13 protein-coding genes are annotated in these 14,761 nt (G+C 71.3%); 3 read left to right on the top strand and 10 right to left on the bottom strand.

What is annotated here, in order from left to right; genetic code table 11:
* The first annotated feature begins 112 nt into the window (after positions 1-112).
* Positions 113-988 carry a RimK family alpha-L-glutamate ligase gene (locus ACIBJH_RS11290; RefSeq protein ID WP_399116592.1) on the top strand — a complete coding sequence of 292 codons (876 nt, stop codon included), beginning with the start codon at positions 113-115 and terminating at the stop codon, positions 986-988.
* Here the strand turns inward: ACIBJH_RS11290 and ACIBJH_RS11295 are convergent.
* The 10 genes from ACIBJH_RS11295 to ACIBJH_RS11340 form a co-directional block, all read right to left on the bottom strand.
* On the bottom strand, positions 978-1,568 hold the full coding sequence (locus tag ACIBJH_RS11295; protein WP_399116593.1) for a hypothetical protein: 591 nt from the start codon (positions 1,566-1,568) through the stop codon (positions 978-980). The genes ACIBJH_RS11290 and ACIBJH_RS11295 overlap by 11 nt on opposite strands.
* A complete protein-coding gene (locus ACIBJH_RS11300; RefSeq protein WP_399116594.1) occupies positions 1,456-2,385 on the bottom strand; it encodes an FkbM family methyltransferase in 930 nt (309 codons plus the stop codon). Before ACIBJH_RS11300 ends, ACIBJH_RS11295 begins: the two co-directional genes overlap by 113 nt.
* On the bottom strand, positions 2,382-2,591 hold the full coding sequence (locus ACIBJH_RS11305; RefSeq protein ID WP_399116595.1) for a Trm112 family protein: 210 nt from the start codon (positions 2,589-2,591) through the stop codon (positions 2,382-2,384). The genes ACIBJH_RS11300 and ACIBJH_RS11305 overlap by 4 nt, the downstream gene beginning before the upstream one ends.
* Positions 2,588-3,493, bottom strand: a complete 906-nt coding sequence (locus tag ACIBJH_RS11310) for a hypothetical protein (RefSeq protein WP_399116926.1) — start codon at positions 3,491-3,493, stop codon at positions 2,588-2,590. Before ACIBJH_RS11310 ends, ACIBJH_RS11305 begins: the two co-directional genes overlap by 4 nt.
* Positions 3,494-3,516: 23 nt before the next feature.
* The gene (locus ACIBJH_RS11315) at positions 3,517-4,245 is read right to left on the bottom strand and encodes a methyltransferase domain-containing protein (protein ID WP_399116596.1); all 729 of its coding nucleotides are present in this window, start codon (positions 4,243-4,245) and stop codon (positions 3,517-3,519) included.
* Complete coding sequence (locus tag ACIBJH_RS11320; RefSeq protein ID WP_399116597.1) at positions 4,242-5,531, bottom strand: condensation protein; 1,290 nt, start codon at positions 5,529-5,531, stop codon at positions 4,242-4,244. The genes ACIBJH_RS11315 and ACIBJH_RS11320 overlap by 4 nt, the downstream gene beginning before the upstream one ends.
* A complete protein-coding gene (locus tag ACIBJH_RS11325; protein ID WP_399116927.1) occupies positions 5,528-9,967 on the bottom strand; it encodes an alpha-(1->3)-arabinofuranosyltransferase family protein in 4,440 nt (1,479 codons plus the stop codon). The genes ACIBJH_RS11320 and ACIBJH_RS11325 overlap by 4 nt, the downstream gene beginning before the upstream one ends.
* On the bottom strand, positions 9,964-10,758 hold the full coding sequence (locus ACIBJH_RS11330; RefSeq protein WP_399116928.1) for a class I SAM-dependent methyltransferase: 795 nt from the start codon (positions 10,756-10,758) through the stop codon (positions 9,964-9,966). Before ACIBJH_RS11330 ends, ACIBJH_RS11325 begins: the two co-directional genes overlap by 4 nt.
* Before the next feature lie 5 nt (positions 10,759-10,763).
* Positions 10,764-11,918 (bottom strand): glycosyltransferase family 4 protein, encoded by a 1,155-nt coding sequence (locus tag ACIBJH_RS11335; RefSeq protein WP_399116598.1) that lies wholly within the window; start codon positions 11,916-11,918, stop codon positions 10,764-10,766.
* A gap of 202 nt (positions 11,919-12,120) precedes the next feature.
* Positions 12,121-13,098, bottom strand: coding sequence for a DUF3068 domain-containing protein (locus ACIBJH_RS11340; protein ID WP_399116599.1), 978 nt, complete (start codon positions 13,096-13,098; stop codon positions 12,121-12,123).
* 174 nt (positions 13,099-13,272) lie between these two features.
* Between ACIBJH_RS11340 and ACIBJH_RS11345 the strand changes: the two genes are divergently transcribed.
* Both ACIBJH_RS11345 and ACIBJH_RS11350 read left to right on the top strand, forming a co-directional pair.
* Positions 13,273-13,425, top strand: a complete 153-nt coding sequence (locus tag ACIBJH_RS11345; RefSeq protein WP_362970637.1) for a hypothetical protein — start codon at positions 13,273-13,275, stop codon at positions 13,423-13,425.
* Between the two features lie 4 nt (positions 13,426-13,429).
* A complete protein-coding gene (locus ACIBJH_RS11350) occupies positions 13,430-14,671 on the top strand; it encodes a helix-turn-helix domain-containing protein (RefSeq protein WP_399116600.1) in 1,242 nt (413 codons plus the stop codon).
* The last annotated feature ends 90 nt before the right edge of the window (positions 14,672-14,761 follow it).

Below are 14,761 nucleotides of genomic sequence, written 5' to 3' on the forward strand. Positions count from 1 at the left end.
CCACCGATGCTGGGGCTTCACCAATGGGGAAGGTCAATCCGGTTGCCCCGGTTGCGCGGGCTGTGGTTACCCTGCCGAAACGATCTACCGCCGTACGAAGCTGGAGACTCCCGTGCCCCGAATCGCGCTCGCCACCTACGACCCCGGACCGGAACCCAGCAAGGACCGCGACCTCCCGGTACTGGTCGAGGCGCTGCGGGCGGCCGGGGCCGAGGCCGTAGCCGTGCCGTGGGACGACGAGGAGACCGACTGGGCCGGCTACGACCTCGTCCTCATCCGCTCGACCTGGGACTACAGCTGGCGGGCGGCCGAGTTCGTGGCCTGGGCCGAGCGGGTCGGCAAGGCGACACGGCTCGCCAACCCGGCGCAGGTCGTGCGCTGGAACACCGACAAGCGCTACCTCGGCGCCCTCGCGGCGGCCGGCGTACCCGTCGTACCGACCCGCTATGTCGCCGCCGGCGACCCGGTCGACCTCCCCGACGACCACGAGTACGTCGTCAAGCCGACCTCCGGCGCGGGCGCCCGCTTCGCCGCCCGCTACACACCCGACGAGCACGAGACGGCCGTACGACAACTGGAGCGCATGCACGCGGAGGGCTTCACCGCGATGGTGCAGCCGTACCTCACGAACGTGGACGTCAGCGGGGAGCGGGCGCTGCTGTTCTTCGGCGGGCGGTACGTCCACGCCTCCCGCAAGGGTGCCGTGCTGTCGCGGGGCACGGCCTACGACGACGACAAGGTGTCCCACCCGGACCTGGAACCGTGGACCGCCACGGAGGCCGAACTCACCGTCGCGGAGCGGGCGTTGGCCGCCGTACCGGACGCGCCGGAGCTGCTGTACGCGCGGGTGGATCTCGTCGACGGGCCTGATGGACAGCCGTGTGTGATGGAACTGGAGCTGGTCGAGCCGAATCTCTTTCTGGATCTGCATCCGGGGTCGGTGGGGGTGGTGGTGGGGGCGGTGCTCGCGGCTGCCACTAGTCGCTGATCGCCGTTCTCTGGAGCAGCCCCCAGGTGAACTCGGCCGCGCACCGATGTCGTACGCCCTGTCCGTCCGGCGCGGTGAAGGCGAGCCCCCAGCGGGTGGGGGCCGTGCCCTCCAGGGGGCGGGCGGGGGCGAAGGCGCGGGCCGTCTCGTCGACCGTGCAGGACCAGGGGGTCAGGTCGTCGAGGGTGTGGAGGGGTGGGGGTGTGGCGCCGGGGGCGCGGACCAGCCATTCGTTCCATACGGCGCCGTTCGGGGCCGTGAGCACCTCGAAGCGGAGGTCGGGCCAGAGGGGGACCGGCCACTGCCGGGCCTCGCACTCCAGGTCGCCGATCTTCCTGTTCACGGTGGATTCCGGGGTGCCGAGGATCGAGCGGTAGCGCGAGGCGGCGGCCCGGCCTCTCGGGGCGTGCAGCATCGCCTGCCAGCGCTTGTTGGCCTCGCGCATGTCGGCGATCGAGACGCCCAGCTCATGACGGGCGTCCTCGACCAGGTCCGGGTTGTGGTCCGCCATGCGGCGCAGCAGGACGAGTTGGAAGTCGAGGGGGCCGAAGGGGCTCGCGGGGCGTTTCGCGTCGGGCATGCGATCCATCGTCGCGCACGGCACTGACATCGGCATCGACATCGACGCCAGGGCTGCGGCCGTCGGGGAGGAACAGGACCGAGTTGACGTAGCGGGGGCCGCGGGCGAAGGGCAGGACTCGGCGCAGCAGGCCCTGCGAGACGACGTACGAGGTCCGGGCCTGGTGTTCCTCCAGGGGGAAGGCCGACAGTCTTGTCCAGGTGGTGTCCGGCAGGACCCAGCCCTCGTAGCCCAGCAGGGACAGGTACGTCACCACCGGCGCGATCGGCTGGATGCGTGACTCCAGTTCGACGAAGAGTGCGGGGCGGTCGCGGGTCAGGAGGCCGGTCGCGCCGTGGAGGACGGCCAGTTCGTTGCCGTCCACGTCGATCTTGATGAAGCCGACGTCCTTGAGGCCCAGGCCGTCGAGCGTGACGCAGGGGACGTGCACGGCACGGGCGTGGATGTCCCGGCGGACCAGCGAGGACACACCCCGGTCGCCCTCGTCGTCCGGCGGCAGCCACAGGCGGGCGGTGCCGGGGCGGTCGGAGGCGGCGGCCGTGATCACCCGGGCGTGCGCGGGGGCGGCAGCGGCGAGCAGTCGTGCCAGGTGGGGGACCGGTTCGACGGTCACGACCTGGCGCGCGCGTCTCCACAGGCGGTGCGTCCAGGGGCCGTACCAGCCGCCGACGTCGACCGCCGTGCCGCAGTCGGGCGGCAACAGGTCGTCCAGGCGGGCCAGTTCGGGTTCGAAGCGGGGGTAGACGGCGCGGGCGGTGGCGGCGACCAGGCGGGTGGGGAGGAAGGGCGCGAGGCGGGCGGTGAGAGTCGTTGTCATCGGGTCATCCGCTTGAGGAGTTCCAAGTGCTCTTCGTCGTCCGTCACTTGTTCTCCGGACGAGGGGAGGAGCTGGGGGATGCCGTCGACGATGGGGTAACGGCGGCGCAGACGCGGGTTGTAGAGGGCGTCTGTCGGGAGCAGGTGCAGTGGGCCCTTGTCGAGCGGGCAGGCCAGGATCTTCAGCAGGGGGTCGTCCGGGTTCATGGGGGAGTCAACTCCTTGGCCTCGACCGGTGGTTGAGGCGCGTTGTCGTGCTTCGGCATGGTCAGCAGGACGGTGACCGCCAGGGTCGTGCCTCCGATGCGCAGGGCCAGGCGCAGCGGATCGTGCGGCAGCGCCTCGCCGAACGCGAGGGTGCCGAGCACCGCCGTGAACAGGCTCGTCACCGTCGTGCTGACCGGCACGATCAGCGAGGCCCGGCACCGTTGCAGCGCCGCCTGGGACATCACCAGGCCGAACGCGCCCGTGCAGAGCAGGAGATACGGATACGGCGACCGCAGCAGGTCAACCACCGCCCCGGACAGGTCACTTGTGGTCAGGAAGCTCGACACCCCCTTGATGGCGAGCGAGCTGACCCCGTACAACAGGCCCACCGCCACGCCGTATTCGACGCCCGTGGTGGGCAGCCGGTGCCGGTGGGCCGCGCGGCGCTCGGTGGACCGGTACAGCCAGACGCCGGCCGCCAGCGAGGGCACGCACACCAGCAGGATCAGCGGATAGGGCGCGGCACGGCTGACGTGGTCCGAGCCCTCCTTCAGCGACAGTACGACCATCAGCAGGGCGGCGAGGATCGCGCCGAGCGCGTACCGTTCCCGGCCGCTGGTCCGCTCGCCGAGCAGGCGCGCGGACAGCAGCACCAGCAGCACCAGACCGGACACGAAGATGCCCTGCGCGGCGGCGATCGGCAGCGTCCGGTACACGGCGAGCTGCGCGCCGAACCCGGCGGCGAGGGCCAGGGACCCGCCGATCCACAGCGGGCTGCCCAGCACCAGCCGCAGCAGCCTGGCCGGTTGACGGACCGTCACCTCGGGCAGGGCCGTGAGCGCCCGTTTCTCCAGCACGAAACCGGTGCTGTACAGCACGTTCGCCAACAGGGCCGCGGCCACTCCCCACCACACGGCCGCGCCCCCTACGTCTTCCGCGCGTGCAGCAGCAGGATCGACGCCAACTGCGGTCTGGCACAGGCCAGTCGGTCGAGGGGGCGCAACGGCCGCGGTACGCCGTGGAAGGGGGCGCCCTTGAGGCCTACGACCGTGAAGCCGGCCGCCGTCACGAACTCCCGTAGCGCGCGCGGGGTGTAGAGCCGCAGATGTCCTACGACCTCCTTGCCCGGGCGGCCGTGGATCGCGCGCAGGCTCACCTCCGAGAACACGGGCTGGACGCCGGCGAGCAGCAGGGCGCGGTTGTACCAGGCCGCCAAGTTCGGTGTGGACAGCATGAGATGGCCTCCTGGACGCAGTACCCGGCGGATCTCGGTGAGCGCCGTGTCCGGGTCGACGAGATGCTCGATCACCTCGCTGAACAGCACGGCGTCGGCGACGGCCGTCCGTAGCGGCAGCGCGGTGAGCTCCCCACGGACCGTGTACGGCAGGTGAGTTCGGGCGCGGGACAGGGCGTCCTGGGACCAGTCGACGCCGATGACGCGGTGGCCGGGGAGGAGGGGTGCGGCGGTTGCGGCGGCGGTGCCGTCGCCGCAGCCGATGTCGAGGATCGTGCGGGGCTGCTCCGCGGCCGGGCCGAGGGCGGTGGCCAGGACGCGGGCCTGGCGGAGGGTACGGGAGGGGCCGGAGGCGACCGGGACGGCGGGGTTCTCGTAGAAGTCGCGGAGGCCGGGGTGGTGCGGGGCGGTGGTCGTCATGCCTCGTGCTCCTCCGTCGTGTGCAGGTAGCGCTCGAACAGGTCGCGGAGGTGGGCGCCGTCGCCGGGGCCGAGGAGGGTGCGGGACCAGCGCAGGGCGATGTGCAGCTTTCCTGCGGTGGAGGCGGTGGTCACGGTGAAGCCGCGGGGCATGCGGGCCGGGGCCGAGAACCACACGGCGTGCGCGCGGCCGGCGGTGTCGCCGAAGTCCAGGGCGTACGGGATACGGCCGATGTTGCTCAGGAGGGTGGTCGAGGTCCAGGGCGCGGCGGCTCTGCGCAGGCCCCGGGTGAGGGTGGCCCGCCAGGCGACGGGGACGACGGGGGCCGTCAACAGGGCGGCGCCGTGGCCCAGTTGAGGGCGTGGGAGGGCTTTGAGCGCGCGGGTGCGGGTCGCCGTGCGGTGGAGCAGTTCGCCCATCTTGGTGGGGTCGGTGGTCAACTCGTGCGGGGCGAAGGTGACTTCGACGAGTCGGGTGCCGTTGCCGATGGGCATGTCCGTGCCCCGGGGGCGGTCGTCGACGGGCATCGTGATGCGCAGGGGCCGGGGGTGTGCGCCGTGCTCGCGGTTCCAGTGGGCGATCATCAGGGCCGTCGTGACCATGAGTTGGTCGTTCACGGTGTACGGGGAGCCCTTGGGGCGGTGCGGGACGGAGAGTTCGGTGAGGAGGAGGCCGTTGCCGCCGGGGGAGAGGTCGGGGGTGCCGGGGGCGACACGGGCGGGCGGGGTCCAAACGGAGGGGGTGGCCGTGGGGGGTTCGGGGGTGTCCGGGGGGCGGGTCGGTGGGGCGGTCGGGGCGTTGGAGCGACCGCCGTACAACTCCGCTGCGGTGGCGAGGATGCGGAGGCAGGCGGGGCCGTCGAGGGCGGTGTGGTTGACGGTGAGCAGGAGGGCGGTGCCGTGGGGGAGTTCGACGGCTTCCAGGCGGATGGGTGGGGATGCGGTCAGGGGTGGGGTGTGGTCGAGGGAGCGGGTGCGGGCGTGTTTGAGGGCGTCGGGGGTGGCGGGCGTGAAGGTCAGCACCTCCACGTCCGGGTCGGCGGTCAACTCCCATTCGTAGCGGCGGCGGTACCAGGGGCCCGGGGCCTCGCGCATGAGGATGCGGGGGTGGTGGTGCAGGGCCTGGGTGAAGGCGGTGCGGAGCCGTTCGGGGTCTACGGGGCCTGGGAGGTGGACCTCTATGTGGACGGTTTCCGGTTCGGTGGACTGGTGGCAGTGGCGGGCTATTTCGTCGACTGTGGGGAAAGGGATGCGGGTTGGGGAGCGGGGGTGGTCGAGTGTGGTCATTGGGGGTCGTCCTTTTGGCGCGGGTGCGTGGGGGCTGGGCGCGCCCGCGCGGCGGAGCCGCTGATGTCACGGCCCCGCGCCCCTTTCGGGGCGCTTTGTGGTGACGTCGGCTGAGACTCCTGGTGGCCCGGGCCGCGTGCCGAGATCGTGGGGCCGGACTCGATCGCCCCCGGGCCCTCGCCAGCGTGCAGCTCCTCCCAGGTACTTGGCCTGCCTTCGCCTCCCGACGGCTCGCCCATCGCGCTCGCCCCCCGCTCCCGTTGCGGCAGCGGCGCCGGTGACGCCGGCAGGACCAGTGTCGAGTCCGGGGTCTCCGGGTCCCGCCACTCCCGTACGCTCACCAGCCCCGCGCACAACCCGATCAGCGCCAGGAGTTGGGCCGCGCGGCTGAACGCGCCCTCGCCCGCGCCCACTGGGTCGCCGGCGCCCGTCGCCGCCATGATTCCCGCGCCCGCCAGGGCCACGAAAGCGATCGGGACCAGCAGCGAGTGGCGGCGGTATGCCAGCAACGCCAACGCCGGGACCAGCAGCGCGAACCAGCCCGCGATCACCACTCCCACCAGCGTCAGTGCCACCGTGCCCAGCCACAACCCGGGCAAGGGCGGGGGCGGTTGGAGTTCGTCGGGGTTGGGCTCTCGGCGGCGCCAGATCACCAGGGCCAGGAGGACGGCCACGGCCGCCCCGCTGCCGATGAGGCCCGCCTCGTACGTTGTCGCCGGGGTGTAGGACAGCTTGATCGTGCCGCCCGCGCCTGCGGGGACGCGCCAGCCCTGTTGCCAGCCGTCGAGGCGGACCGGGGACAACTCCTTGCCGTTCAGGGTGGCTTTCCAGCCGTCGTTGTAGTTCTCGTACGTGGTGAGGTAGGAGGCCGTGCCCGAGCCGACCGTCACCTCGCGGCGGTCGCCGAGCCAGTCCACGACCCGTAGGTCCCGACCGGTCTCCGTCGCCGGTGTGACAGTTCCCCGGGTGAGTGTCACGTCCGTCAGGGAGAGGGGTCCCGCGTCGCCCGCCTCGACCCGGTGCGAGCCCGAGGCCAGCTCCAACGCCGGGTCGTCCCGGCTCTCCTGACAGAGCGTCACGTTCACGGCCCGGCGTTCGGTCAGGTCCCGTACCGCCCCCGTCACGCTCGTCTGGTACAGCTCGCCGTCGACCGCCACCACCGGGCCTTTTCCGCAGGCCAGCGTGAAGGTGCGGGTGGGGTCGGGCTGGGGGGTGCGGTACTGGTCCAGGGCCGGGATGTACGCCTCGGACAGGCCGACGGGGAGTTGGAGGTTCTCGTCGGCCACCGGGTTGTGGAGCGTGAGCGGGGCCGTCTTCGTGATCGTGATGTCGAGCCGGTCCGTGGTGATCGGGTCGAAGCGGATCACGCCGTTCTCGTCGACGCCGGCGATCGTCGCGCCGTCGGGCGAGCTGATGTCGACCTCGGTCGCACGGGTCGAGAGACCGCCCGCAGGGGCCAACACCATTTCGCCCACTGCCTGTTTACCGGTCCAGGACAGATGGATGGTCGGACGGTCGCCCGCCACCCAGCCCGTCGTCAGGTCGCCGTCCGTCAGGTTGCGGGCCGAGAGGCCTGCCCCGAGCGCCGCCGTGGAGTCCGCCGTGGCCGTGATGCGGTGCTGCTGGGCGGGGGCCACCTCGTAGAGGAGTCTGTCCAACTCCTCGCCGGGGATGGCCACCGCGCTCGCCTTCATCTCGTACGTTCCCGCCGTCGGCGTCGAGAACGTGCGGTGCAGGCCCGCTTCCGTGCCTGTCGGGGAGAGTCCGGTCGGGTCGGCCGTGCGGTGCAGGGAGATGATCTCGGCGGCCGAGTCGGAGCCGTTCGCGTCGGTGGGGAGTTTCAGGAGCCGGGTGACCTGGACGTGCGGCAGGGCGATCTCGGAGAAGCCCGCGCCGGTGAGTCCGGTGCGGCGGGCCACCGAGTCGACGATCGTCAGCTTCATCCAACTCGTCGCGCCTGAGGGGGATTTGACCGTCTGCGTCATGCCGTTCGGCCGGAGGTAGCTGGTCACCGAGCCCTTCGCCGTCTCCACCTTCACCTCCGTGGCCGCCGCCCGCACGCTCTCCTGCGGGAGCGGGGCCACCTTGAACGAACCCGGCATGTCGTACGCCCCGCCGGTGAAGCCGATGCGCAGCCACTGCCCGTTCGGCGAGCCCGCCGCGCCCTCCGCCCACGCGGTGTCGGGGTTGCCGTCGAAGGCGTTCACCGGGTCGAACTGGGGCAGCTGGAACAGCCAGTTGCCGCTGGAGGACGCCGTCACCGAGCGCGCGCCGCGCAGCTCGGCCACCGTCTGGTGGGCGATGCCCTTGGTCGGCAGGATCTGCTTCGGCTTCTTGCCCGCGTCCTGGACGGCGTCCGGCGCGTTGCGTTCGTCGGGGGTGTACGTGTACGACGTGTTGGCGTCGACAAGGCCGAACCGGGTGTCCGCGCGGCGCAGTCCGTCACCGAGGATCTGGAGGGTGGGGGAGCCCAGCCCCGGGTGGTTGTCTCCCGTCAACACCGTCGCCCGGCCACGGAGTTCGCTCGCGAGGGGCAGCAGGGACTCCGGTCCGCCGGAGACCACCGCCGTGTCGGCCACCGGCGTCAGGCCCGCCTGGCCCGGCCGGACCACGTCCTTGCTCGTCGGCTCGTAGATCTCCACCGCCCGCTGGCGCGGATAGAGGCCCTCGACCTGGAGCGGGGTGTCGTTGGCTATCCGGCCGCCGGTCATGACGGGGCCCAGGCCGGTCACCCGCTGGTAGCCGGACTGTTCCAGGGCGCGTTTCACGGTGGTCGTCGGGACATAGCCGATCTGGTCGGGGTCGAGGTCGTTGCGGACGACGACGTAGTAGATGCCGGCCCGGCTCAAGTAGGCGGCCAGGCCCGGGACTTCGCCGCCGGAGTCCAGCGCCTGCTCGACCGCGTCCATCGCGCGCCGGTTGCCGGGGGTGCCCATCGGTACGTAATCCCGTTCCGCCCAGCGGGAGTTGGCGAGGACGTCGAGGGGCTCGTCGATGGGGGAGCCCCAGGTGTAGATGCCGTGCGCGGTCGCCGGGACGACCAGGGCGCGGGAGTCGGGGGAGTACTTGTGCAGCCAATCGGCCGTGGACTGCCAGTACTTGGGGAGCTGCTGGAACGAACCCGGGTTCAGGATCGACCCGTTGAGATACGGCCACGCAAGGCCGGGGAGGACGAGGACCACCGCGATCAGCGGGGCGAGCCGGCGCCCCCGGACCGGGCGGGCGCCGCGTGTCTCGGCCGCCACACCCACCAGGTGGGCCAGACCGAGGACGAGCGCGAGAGCGAGCCCCGCCTGGAACTTGTAGATGTTGCGGAAGGGCACGAGCGGGCCGTTCAGCCAGTCCTGGACCAGCCCGTGGAAGGGCGCCCCGAACGAGCCGCCGTACCCGGCGAACAGGATCAGCGCGACCGACACCGCGATCAGCACCAGCCAGCGCCGCTCCGGCATGTCCCGGCGGGCCAGCCCGGCGAGACCGAGCCCGGCCGCGAGTGCCGAGCAGACGATCACGATCACCGAGGAGGCGACCGTCCAGCCGGCCGGTATCCAGGCCTCGCCGAGGTGCAGATAGGCGACCCAGTCACCGGCTCCGCGCAGACCCTCCGTCGCCGACATGGTGTCCGTCGTGGTCTGCGAAGTCTCCACGTAGGGAAGGAAGTTCTCGCCGTAGACACCGAGCATGAGGAGCGGGATCCACCACCAGGCCGTAGCCAAAATGACCCCCGGCACCCACCAGGCGATCAGCTTGCGCCGCCGTGGTCCGGCCGGGCGGGAGAGCAGATACAGGCCCACCGGGAACAGGGACGCGAGGGTCGCCGCCGCGTTGACCCCGCCCATGAACGGGACGATCAGCGCCGAGCGCAGGGCGGCCACACGGGCCGTGTAGCGCGCGTTCGTCAGCGGCAGCAGGACCCAGGGGAGGAAGGCGCCGGGGAGCGCGGCGGCCGAGGTCGAGCCGACGACGATCGTGAACACCGGCCACAGCGCGTAGGTGATGGCGGCGAGCAGCCGGGACGCGGGGCTGCCGACCCGCAGCCGTTCGGCCAGCCGCAGTGCGCCCCAGAAGGCGACCGAGACGACCAGTGACAGCCAAAGGCGCTCCGCCAGCCACACCGGCAGGTGCACGGCGTGGGCCAGCCAGTAGAACGGCAGCATCGGCCAGAGGTAGCCCGCGTACTGGTCCTGGATACCGCCGAAGGACCCCCGGTCGTGCCACAACTGCCCCAGGTCGGAAAGGAATTGGCCCGGGTCGACGGTGACACCGAGCTTGGTGTCGAAGGTCTGCCGACCCGGGTGCACGGCCAGGAACAGCACGAACACCACGGCCCAGAACCCCAGCAGCCGGCGCCACGACCTCGGGCCCTCCGGGGGCCCCGCCAGAGTCGTGGTGGTGGGGTCGGCCGCCGGGGGCGGTGTCTGGACCGTGGTCGCCGTCATCGTGGACACCGCCGGAGGATGAGGAGGAGGTTCCAGGTGGCCAACTCCCTTATCCCGGGCGCCTTGACGACGGCTCGGTCGAGGAAGGGCCAGTAGCGGGAGCGCGCCGCGACGACTGTCACGTCGTCGCGGGCGCGGACCTGCCGCAGGGTGGCACCGATGTGCACGGCGAACAGGTTCTCGCCGAGGGTGTGCTTGGCGGGCTTTCCGGTACGGCGCCGGTAGCGGGCGCGGGCCCGTTCGGCCCCGAGGTAGTGCCAGGGCGCCCACTCGTGACCGCCCCACGGGGACAGCCAGTTGGTGAACGACACATAGATCAGCCCACCGGGCCGGGTCACCCGCGTCAGCTCACTGAGAAACGTCTGCGGATCGGCCACGTGCTCAAGGACGTTGGACGAGAAGGTCACATCGGCGACCCCGTCGGACAGGGGCAGCAGATACCCGTCCGCGATGACCGTCCCGTCCGGCGGCTTCTCCCCCAACTCCCGTACGTCGGGCTCGAAGAGGTAGGCGTGGGCGCCGCGCCGCCGGAACTCCTCGGTGAAGTAACCACTGCCGCCCCCGACATCGACGACGGTACGACCGGCGACGGGGCCGTCGTAGGCCTCGACTTGATCGGCGGCGTCGAGGGCGAGGAGCGAGTAGCAGAACTCCGGTTCATCCTGCTCATGCAGAAAGGCGCGAAAGAGAGCCAGGGAACGACGGAAGGAGGGGTCCTTGAATCTCCGGCGCGGTGTCGCGCCCCTTGAGGGGCGCGGGGAACTGCGCGCCCAGCCACGACGCACCCGCACCCGCGTCACGACCCCCAGCCCCTCACCGCCTCAGCGGCAACAGCCCGAAACTGTCTCACCGTCCGATCCCAGCGATAACGAGCCGCAAGATCACAAGCCGCCTTGCCCATGACCTCTCGGCGGTGCGCGGACAGCGCGAGCGTGCACCAGGCGGCCGCGAAGGACGACTCCCCCCGCGCCAGTACCCCCGTCTCCCCATCCACGACGGAGTCCCGAAGCCCAGGCACGTCGAACGCGATCGCCGGCGTCTCCCGGGCGGCCGCCTCCGTCACCACCAGCCCCCACCCCTCCAGCGCGGAGGGATGCAGCAACAGCCAGGCAGCACAAAGGAGTTCATGCTTCCGCGCCTCCGAGACATGGCCCGTGAACTCCACACCAGGCCCCGCGAGTTGCTCCAGCCGCTCCCGCTCGGGCCCGTCGCCGACGATCAACAACCGCCCACCGGTGACCGGCCGCACCCGTTCCCAAAGCCGTAGCAGCAGATCGATCCGCTTGTACTCGACCAGCCGCCCCACCGCCACGAACAACGGCTCCGGCGAGCGCTCGGCACAAGGGCCGGGTTCCTCGACTCCGTTGTGGACGACCCGGATCCGGTCCCGCTCGATCCCGATGCCGCGCAGCGCGTGTGCGGTGGAGGGAGAGACCGCGACCAGCAGGCCGCGATGCTGCGCCCCGGTCAGCGCCCACTGTTCGAGCCGTCGGCCGATCCGCGCCGCCGGGGCCATCGGGCCGTCGAACCGCATCCTCCACACGTCCGTGTGGACGTGGTTGACCAGGCGGATGGTGGGCCCGTGATGCCAGACGGGAGCGAAGTAGGGCATGCCGTTGCACACCTCGACCAGCAGATCGCAGTCACCGATCGACCGGGTGAACGCCGCACGGGCGCGCAGGAAGTGGCCGTAGGTGCCGCCCGCCGACACGACGCGGTAGTCGCGGTAGGCAGCGGGGCCACCGCACAGCAGGGTCACCTGGTGGCCGAGCCGGGTCAGGCCGTCGGCGAGTCTGTCCACGAGGAGTTCGGAGCCGCCCGCCGAGGGGTTGTCGAGGTCCCGGTGGGCGAGGAACACGATGCGGCGCGGTTGCGGCACCGGCGCCGGGGAGTGCTGCGCGGCCGGCGGAGACGCGGTACGCAGCGGGTGGTGGGGCACGTGCTGGGGCATGGGTGCTCCAACTCGTCTCGGGGTGCGGAACTCTGCGGGAACACAGGGGGACAAGGGCTGGCAAGGGCGGGCAAAAGGCGGGCGCGGTGCGGGAGTTCTGTGGGTGGGCTGTGCTCGGATGGGTGGACAGTTTTCGCTTCGGCGTTCCTGACGGCTACTCACCCGCGTGACAATTTCCGGGGTTATCAGAACTGACGTCACGTCACATCGTGGGCGGATACTCGGGTGAAGCGGGTGATTCGGGGCGCCGACGCCCTCGTAGCACCAAAACGCCACCGATCACGGCCAGGACGAATCCGGCCACAGCGGCACCGATCGGTAACGACTGTCCCACCAGGCGCAGTTGACCGCTCTCCTTCTTCGCGAGTTTCACCTGTTCCTGCTGTGTGGCCGTGGTGAACGCGAGCTTGTCGGCGTCCAGGAGGAGCAGCGAGTCGTAGGCGTGGCCGGGGGCGCGCAGGGTGCGGCGGGGGCCGGTCTGGGCGTAGATCACCCGGCCGGTGCGCTGGTCGACGACCAGCTCGATGCCGTGGTTGGAGTACCACTCCTCGGCCAGGATCTGGGGGGAGTTGGGTTGATCGACCAGGCTGCCCGGGACCAGCCGGGTGCCGATCTTCGTGGGCGGGACCGTGCCCTTGAAGACGTAACCCGAGTAGCCCTGCACCTTCTTGGTCCCCGCGTAACGCAGAGTGACCGTGCCGCCAAGGGAGTTGTCCCACCACTGGTACGGCTGTTTCCGCACGTCGAACGGGAACTTCAGATAGGCGTCGCCCTCGAAGTACGGGTTCTCGTGGCAGCAGTGCACCGGCTTGTTCGTCTTACGGTCCGTGACCCAGCGGTTGGGGAAGAACTCCAGCGCGTCGTGCGGATCGGCGGCCGGCAGGGACTTGTCGGTGTCGACGGTCGTGGTGACGTCCCACACCGCGTCGCCGCTCTTCTCGCTGTCCGCGACATCGCCGCGCACCTGCTGGGTGACGGTGATCCGCTTGTCGTCGACGGTCCGCAACTCGCTGGTGTCGAAGTAGCTTCCGGTGCCCCGGTAGACGGCGGTCGTGTCGATGTCGATCGGCGTCACGGCGGCCCGCGGTTCGACGTACCACGCCAGCAGCGGCGCCAGGACCAGCAGAAACGTGCCAAGTCCCAGGAGAATCAAGGAAAGTGGAGAGGCTTTACGGCGCATCCGGACACTCCAGTGGAAGGTGGTGAGGAGTTCGGGCCGGCCCTTGGGCCGGGAACCGTAGGCGCCCCTTGACGGAGTGTCAATGTCTGCCGACACTGGGCCGACGGGCAGGGGCGGACGACCTCGGGACAGCACCCCGGGACAGAACCTCAGGACAGAGAGGCCGACCCTGCGATGTCCAGACTGCTCGCCGCCGTACTCACCATGGCGCTTGCCGCCGCCCTCGCCGTCGGCGCCGCCCTCGGCATCGTCGCGCTGCTCGATGCCAGGCCCGACCAGCCGAACACGCCCCTGATCACCTACGAGCAAGCGGGTCAAGGGAGTTGACCCCATGGCCGCTCGACCGGCGACCGTGACGGCACGCTCGGCGTGGCTCGACGTGCCGCGCCACCAGGTGCGCGAGTTCGCCGCGATCGCCATGGCCGAGGCGCCCGCGCTCGCCGAGGAGATCCTGCGCGAGATCCGCCGAGAGCACCCCCAACTGCCCCTGGTTCTCGACGAGTCGGGCGAACCCATGGCGCTGATCGGCATCCGCCGCGCCATCGAGGTCTTCGTCCAGCACCTGGAGACCGCCGAGGGCCGGCCGACCGTACCGCCGGGCGTCTTCCAGGAGTTCGGGCGCGGCGAGGGCCTGCACGGCCGCAGCCTCGACTCGCTCCAGGCGATCTACCGCATGGGCGTACGGCTCGCCTGGCGGCGCTTCGCCGAGATCGGCCAGCGCGTCGAGATCCCGCCGCCCGCGATGTACGAACTCGTCGACGCGGGCTACGAGTATCTGGACGGGCTCGTCGACCAGTCCGTGCGCGGCTACGCGGAGGCCGCCGCGAGACAGGCGGGGGAGCGGCTGCGCCTCCAGCGGCGGCTGATGGAACTCCTCCTCGCCGAGCACCACCGCGGCGACCCGGCCGAGGCCCTCTCCGAACGCGCCGCCCGCATCGGCTGGCCGCTGCCCGACAAGGTCTCCGTCGGCGTGCTGCTGCGCCCGGCCCGCGAGGCGGTCGCTCCCGCCGTGGGCCAGGAGGTCCTGCTCGACATGGAGTACGAGCAGCCCCGCATGGTCGTCCCGGAACCGGACGCGGCCGGCCGCCCCGAGCTGCTGCACCGCGCGCTGACCGGCTGGGCCGGCGCGATCGGGCCCCCGGTGCCGCTGGCCGACGCGGTGAAGTCGGCGCGCTGGGCCGAGGCCGCCGTAGGGCTGATGGAGCGGGGGCTGTTGCCGGCCGGGGGTGTTCTGTACTGCACCGAGCACACCGAGGCGCTGGTCCTGCTGCAGCCCGAGGAGCTGATCGACGATCTCGCGCTGCGGTGTCTCGCGCCGCTCGCGCACTGCGGGCCGACGCACGGGCGGCGGCTCGCGGAGACCCTGCTGGCCTGGCTGGAGACGCGGGGCGGGGCGCCGGAGGTGGCCGCGCGGCTCGGTGTGCACCCGCAGACCGTGCGCTACCGGCTGCGGCAGATCCGCGAACTGTGGGGCGGCGAGATCGACGATCCCGACCGGCGCTTCGAGCTGGAACTCGTCCTGCGGGCCCAGCGGTTGAGGGGTGCGCTGGGCGATCCGCGGGCCCGGCGGTAATCAGGCGATCACGCGACCATTGCCCGTGCAACCCTCTATGGCTAGCCTGTGTTCGTTATCCCGATCGTCAGTTGAAATTTCGAACACGCC

This window comes from Streptomyces sp. NPDC050548 (assembly GCF_044457385.1).
GTDB lineage: Bacteria > Actinomycetota > Actinomycetes > Streptomycetales > Streptomycetaceae > Streptomyces.

What these genes read in the sequence shown, in the direction of transcription:
- ACIBJH_RS11295 (WP_399116593.1), bottom strand. Translation starts at nt 1,568, where the DNA reads ATGCCCGACGCGAAACGCCCCGCGAGCCCCTTCGGCCCCCTCGACTTC.
- ACIBJH_RS11300 (WP_399116594.1), bottom strand. Translation starts at nt 2,385, where the DNA reads ATGACAACGACTCTCACCGCCCGCCTCGCGCCCTTCCTCCCCACCCGC.
- ACIBJH_RS11305 (WP_399116595.1), bottom strand. Translation starts at nt 2,591, where the DNA reads ATGAACCCGGACGACCCCCTGCTGAAGATCCTGGCCTGCCCGCTCGAC.
- ACIBJH_RS11315 (WP_399116596.1), bottom strand. Translation starts at nt 4,245, where the DNA reads ATGACGACCACCGCCCCGCACCACCCCGGCCTCCGCGACTTCTACGAG.
- ACIBJH_RS11320 (WP_399116597.1), bottom strand. Translation starts at nt 5,531, where the DNA reads ATGACCACACTCGACCACCCCCGCTCCCCAACCCGCATCCCTTTCCCC.
- ACIBJH_RS11325 (WP_399116927.1), bottom strand. Translation starts at nt 9,967, where the DNA reads ATGACGGCGACCACGGTCCAGACACCGCCCCCGGCGGCCGACCCCACC.
- ACIBJH_RS11335 (WP_399116598.1), bottom strand. Translation starts at nt 11,918, where the DNA reads ATGCCCCAGCACGTGCCCCACCACCCGCTGCGTACCGCGTCTCCGCCG.
- ACIBJH_RS11340 (WP_399116599.1), bottom strand. Translation starts at nt 13,098, where the DNA reads ATGCGCCGTAAAGCCTCTCCACTTTCCTTGATTCTCCTGGGACTTGGC.
- ACIBJH_RS11345 (WP_362970637.1), top strand. Translation starts at nt 13,273, where the DNA reads ATGTCCAGACTGCTCGCCGCCGTACTCACCATGGCGCTTGCCGCCGCC.
- ACIBJH_RS11350 (WP_399116600.1), top strand. Translation starts at nt 13,430, where the DNA reads ATGGCCGCTCGACCGGCGACCGTGACGGCACGCTCGGCGTGGCTCGAC.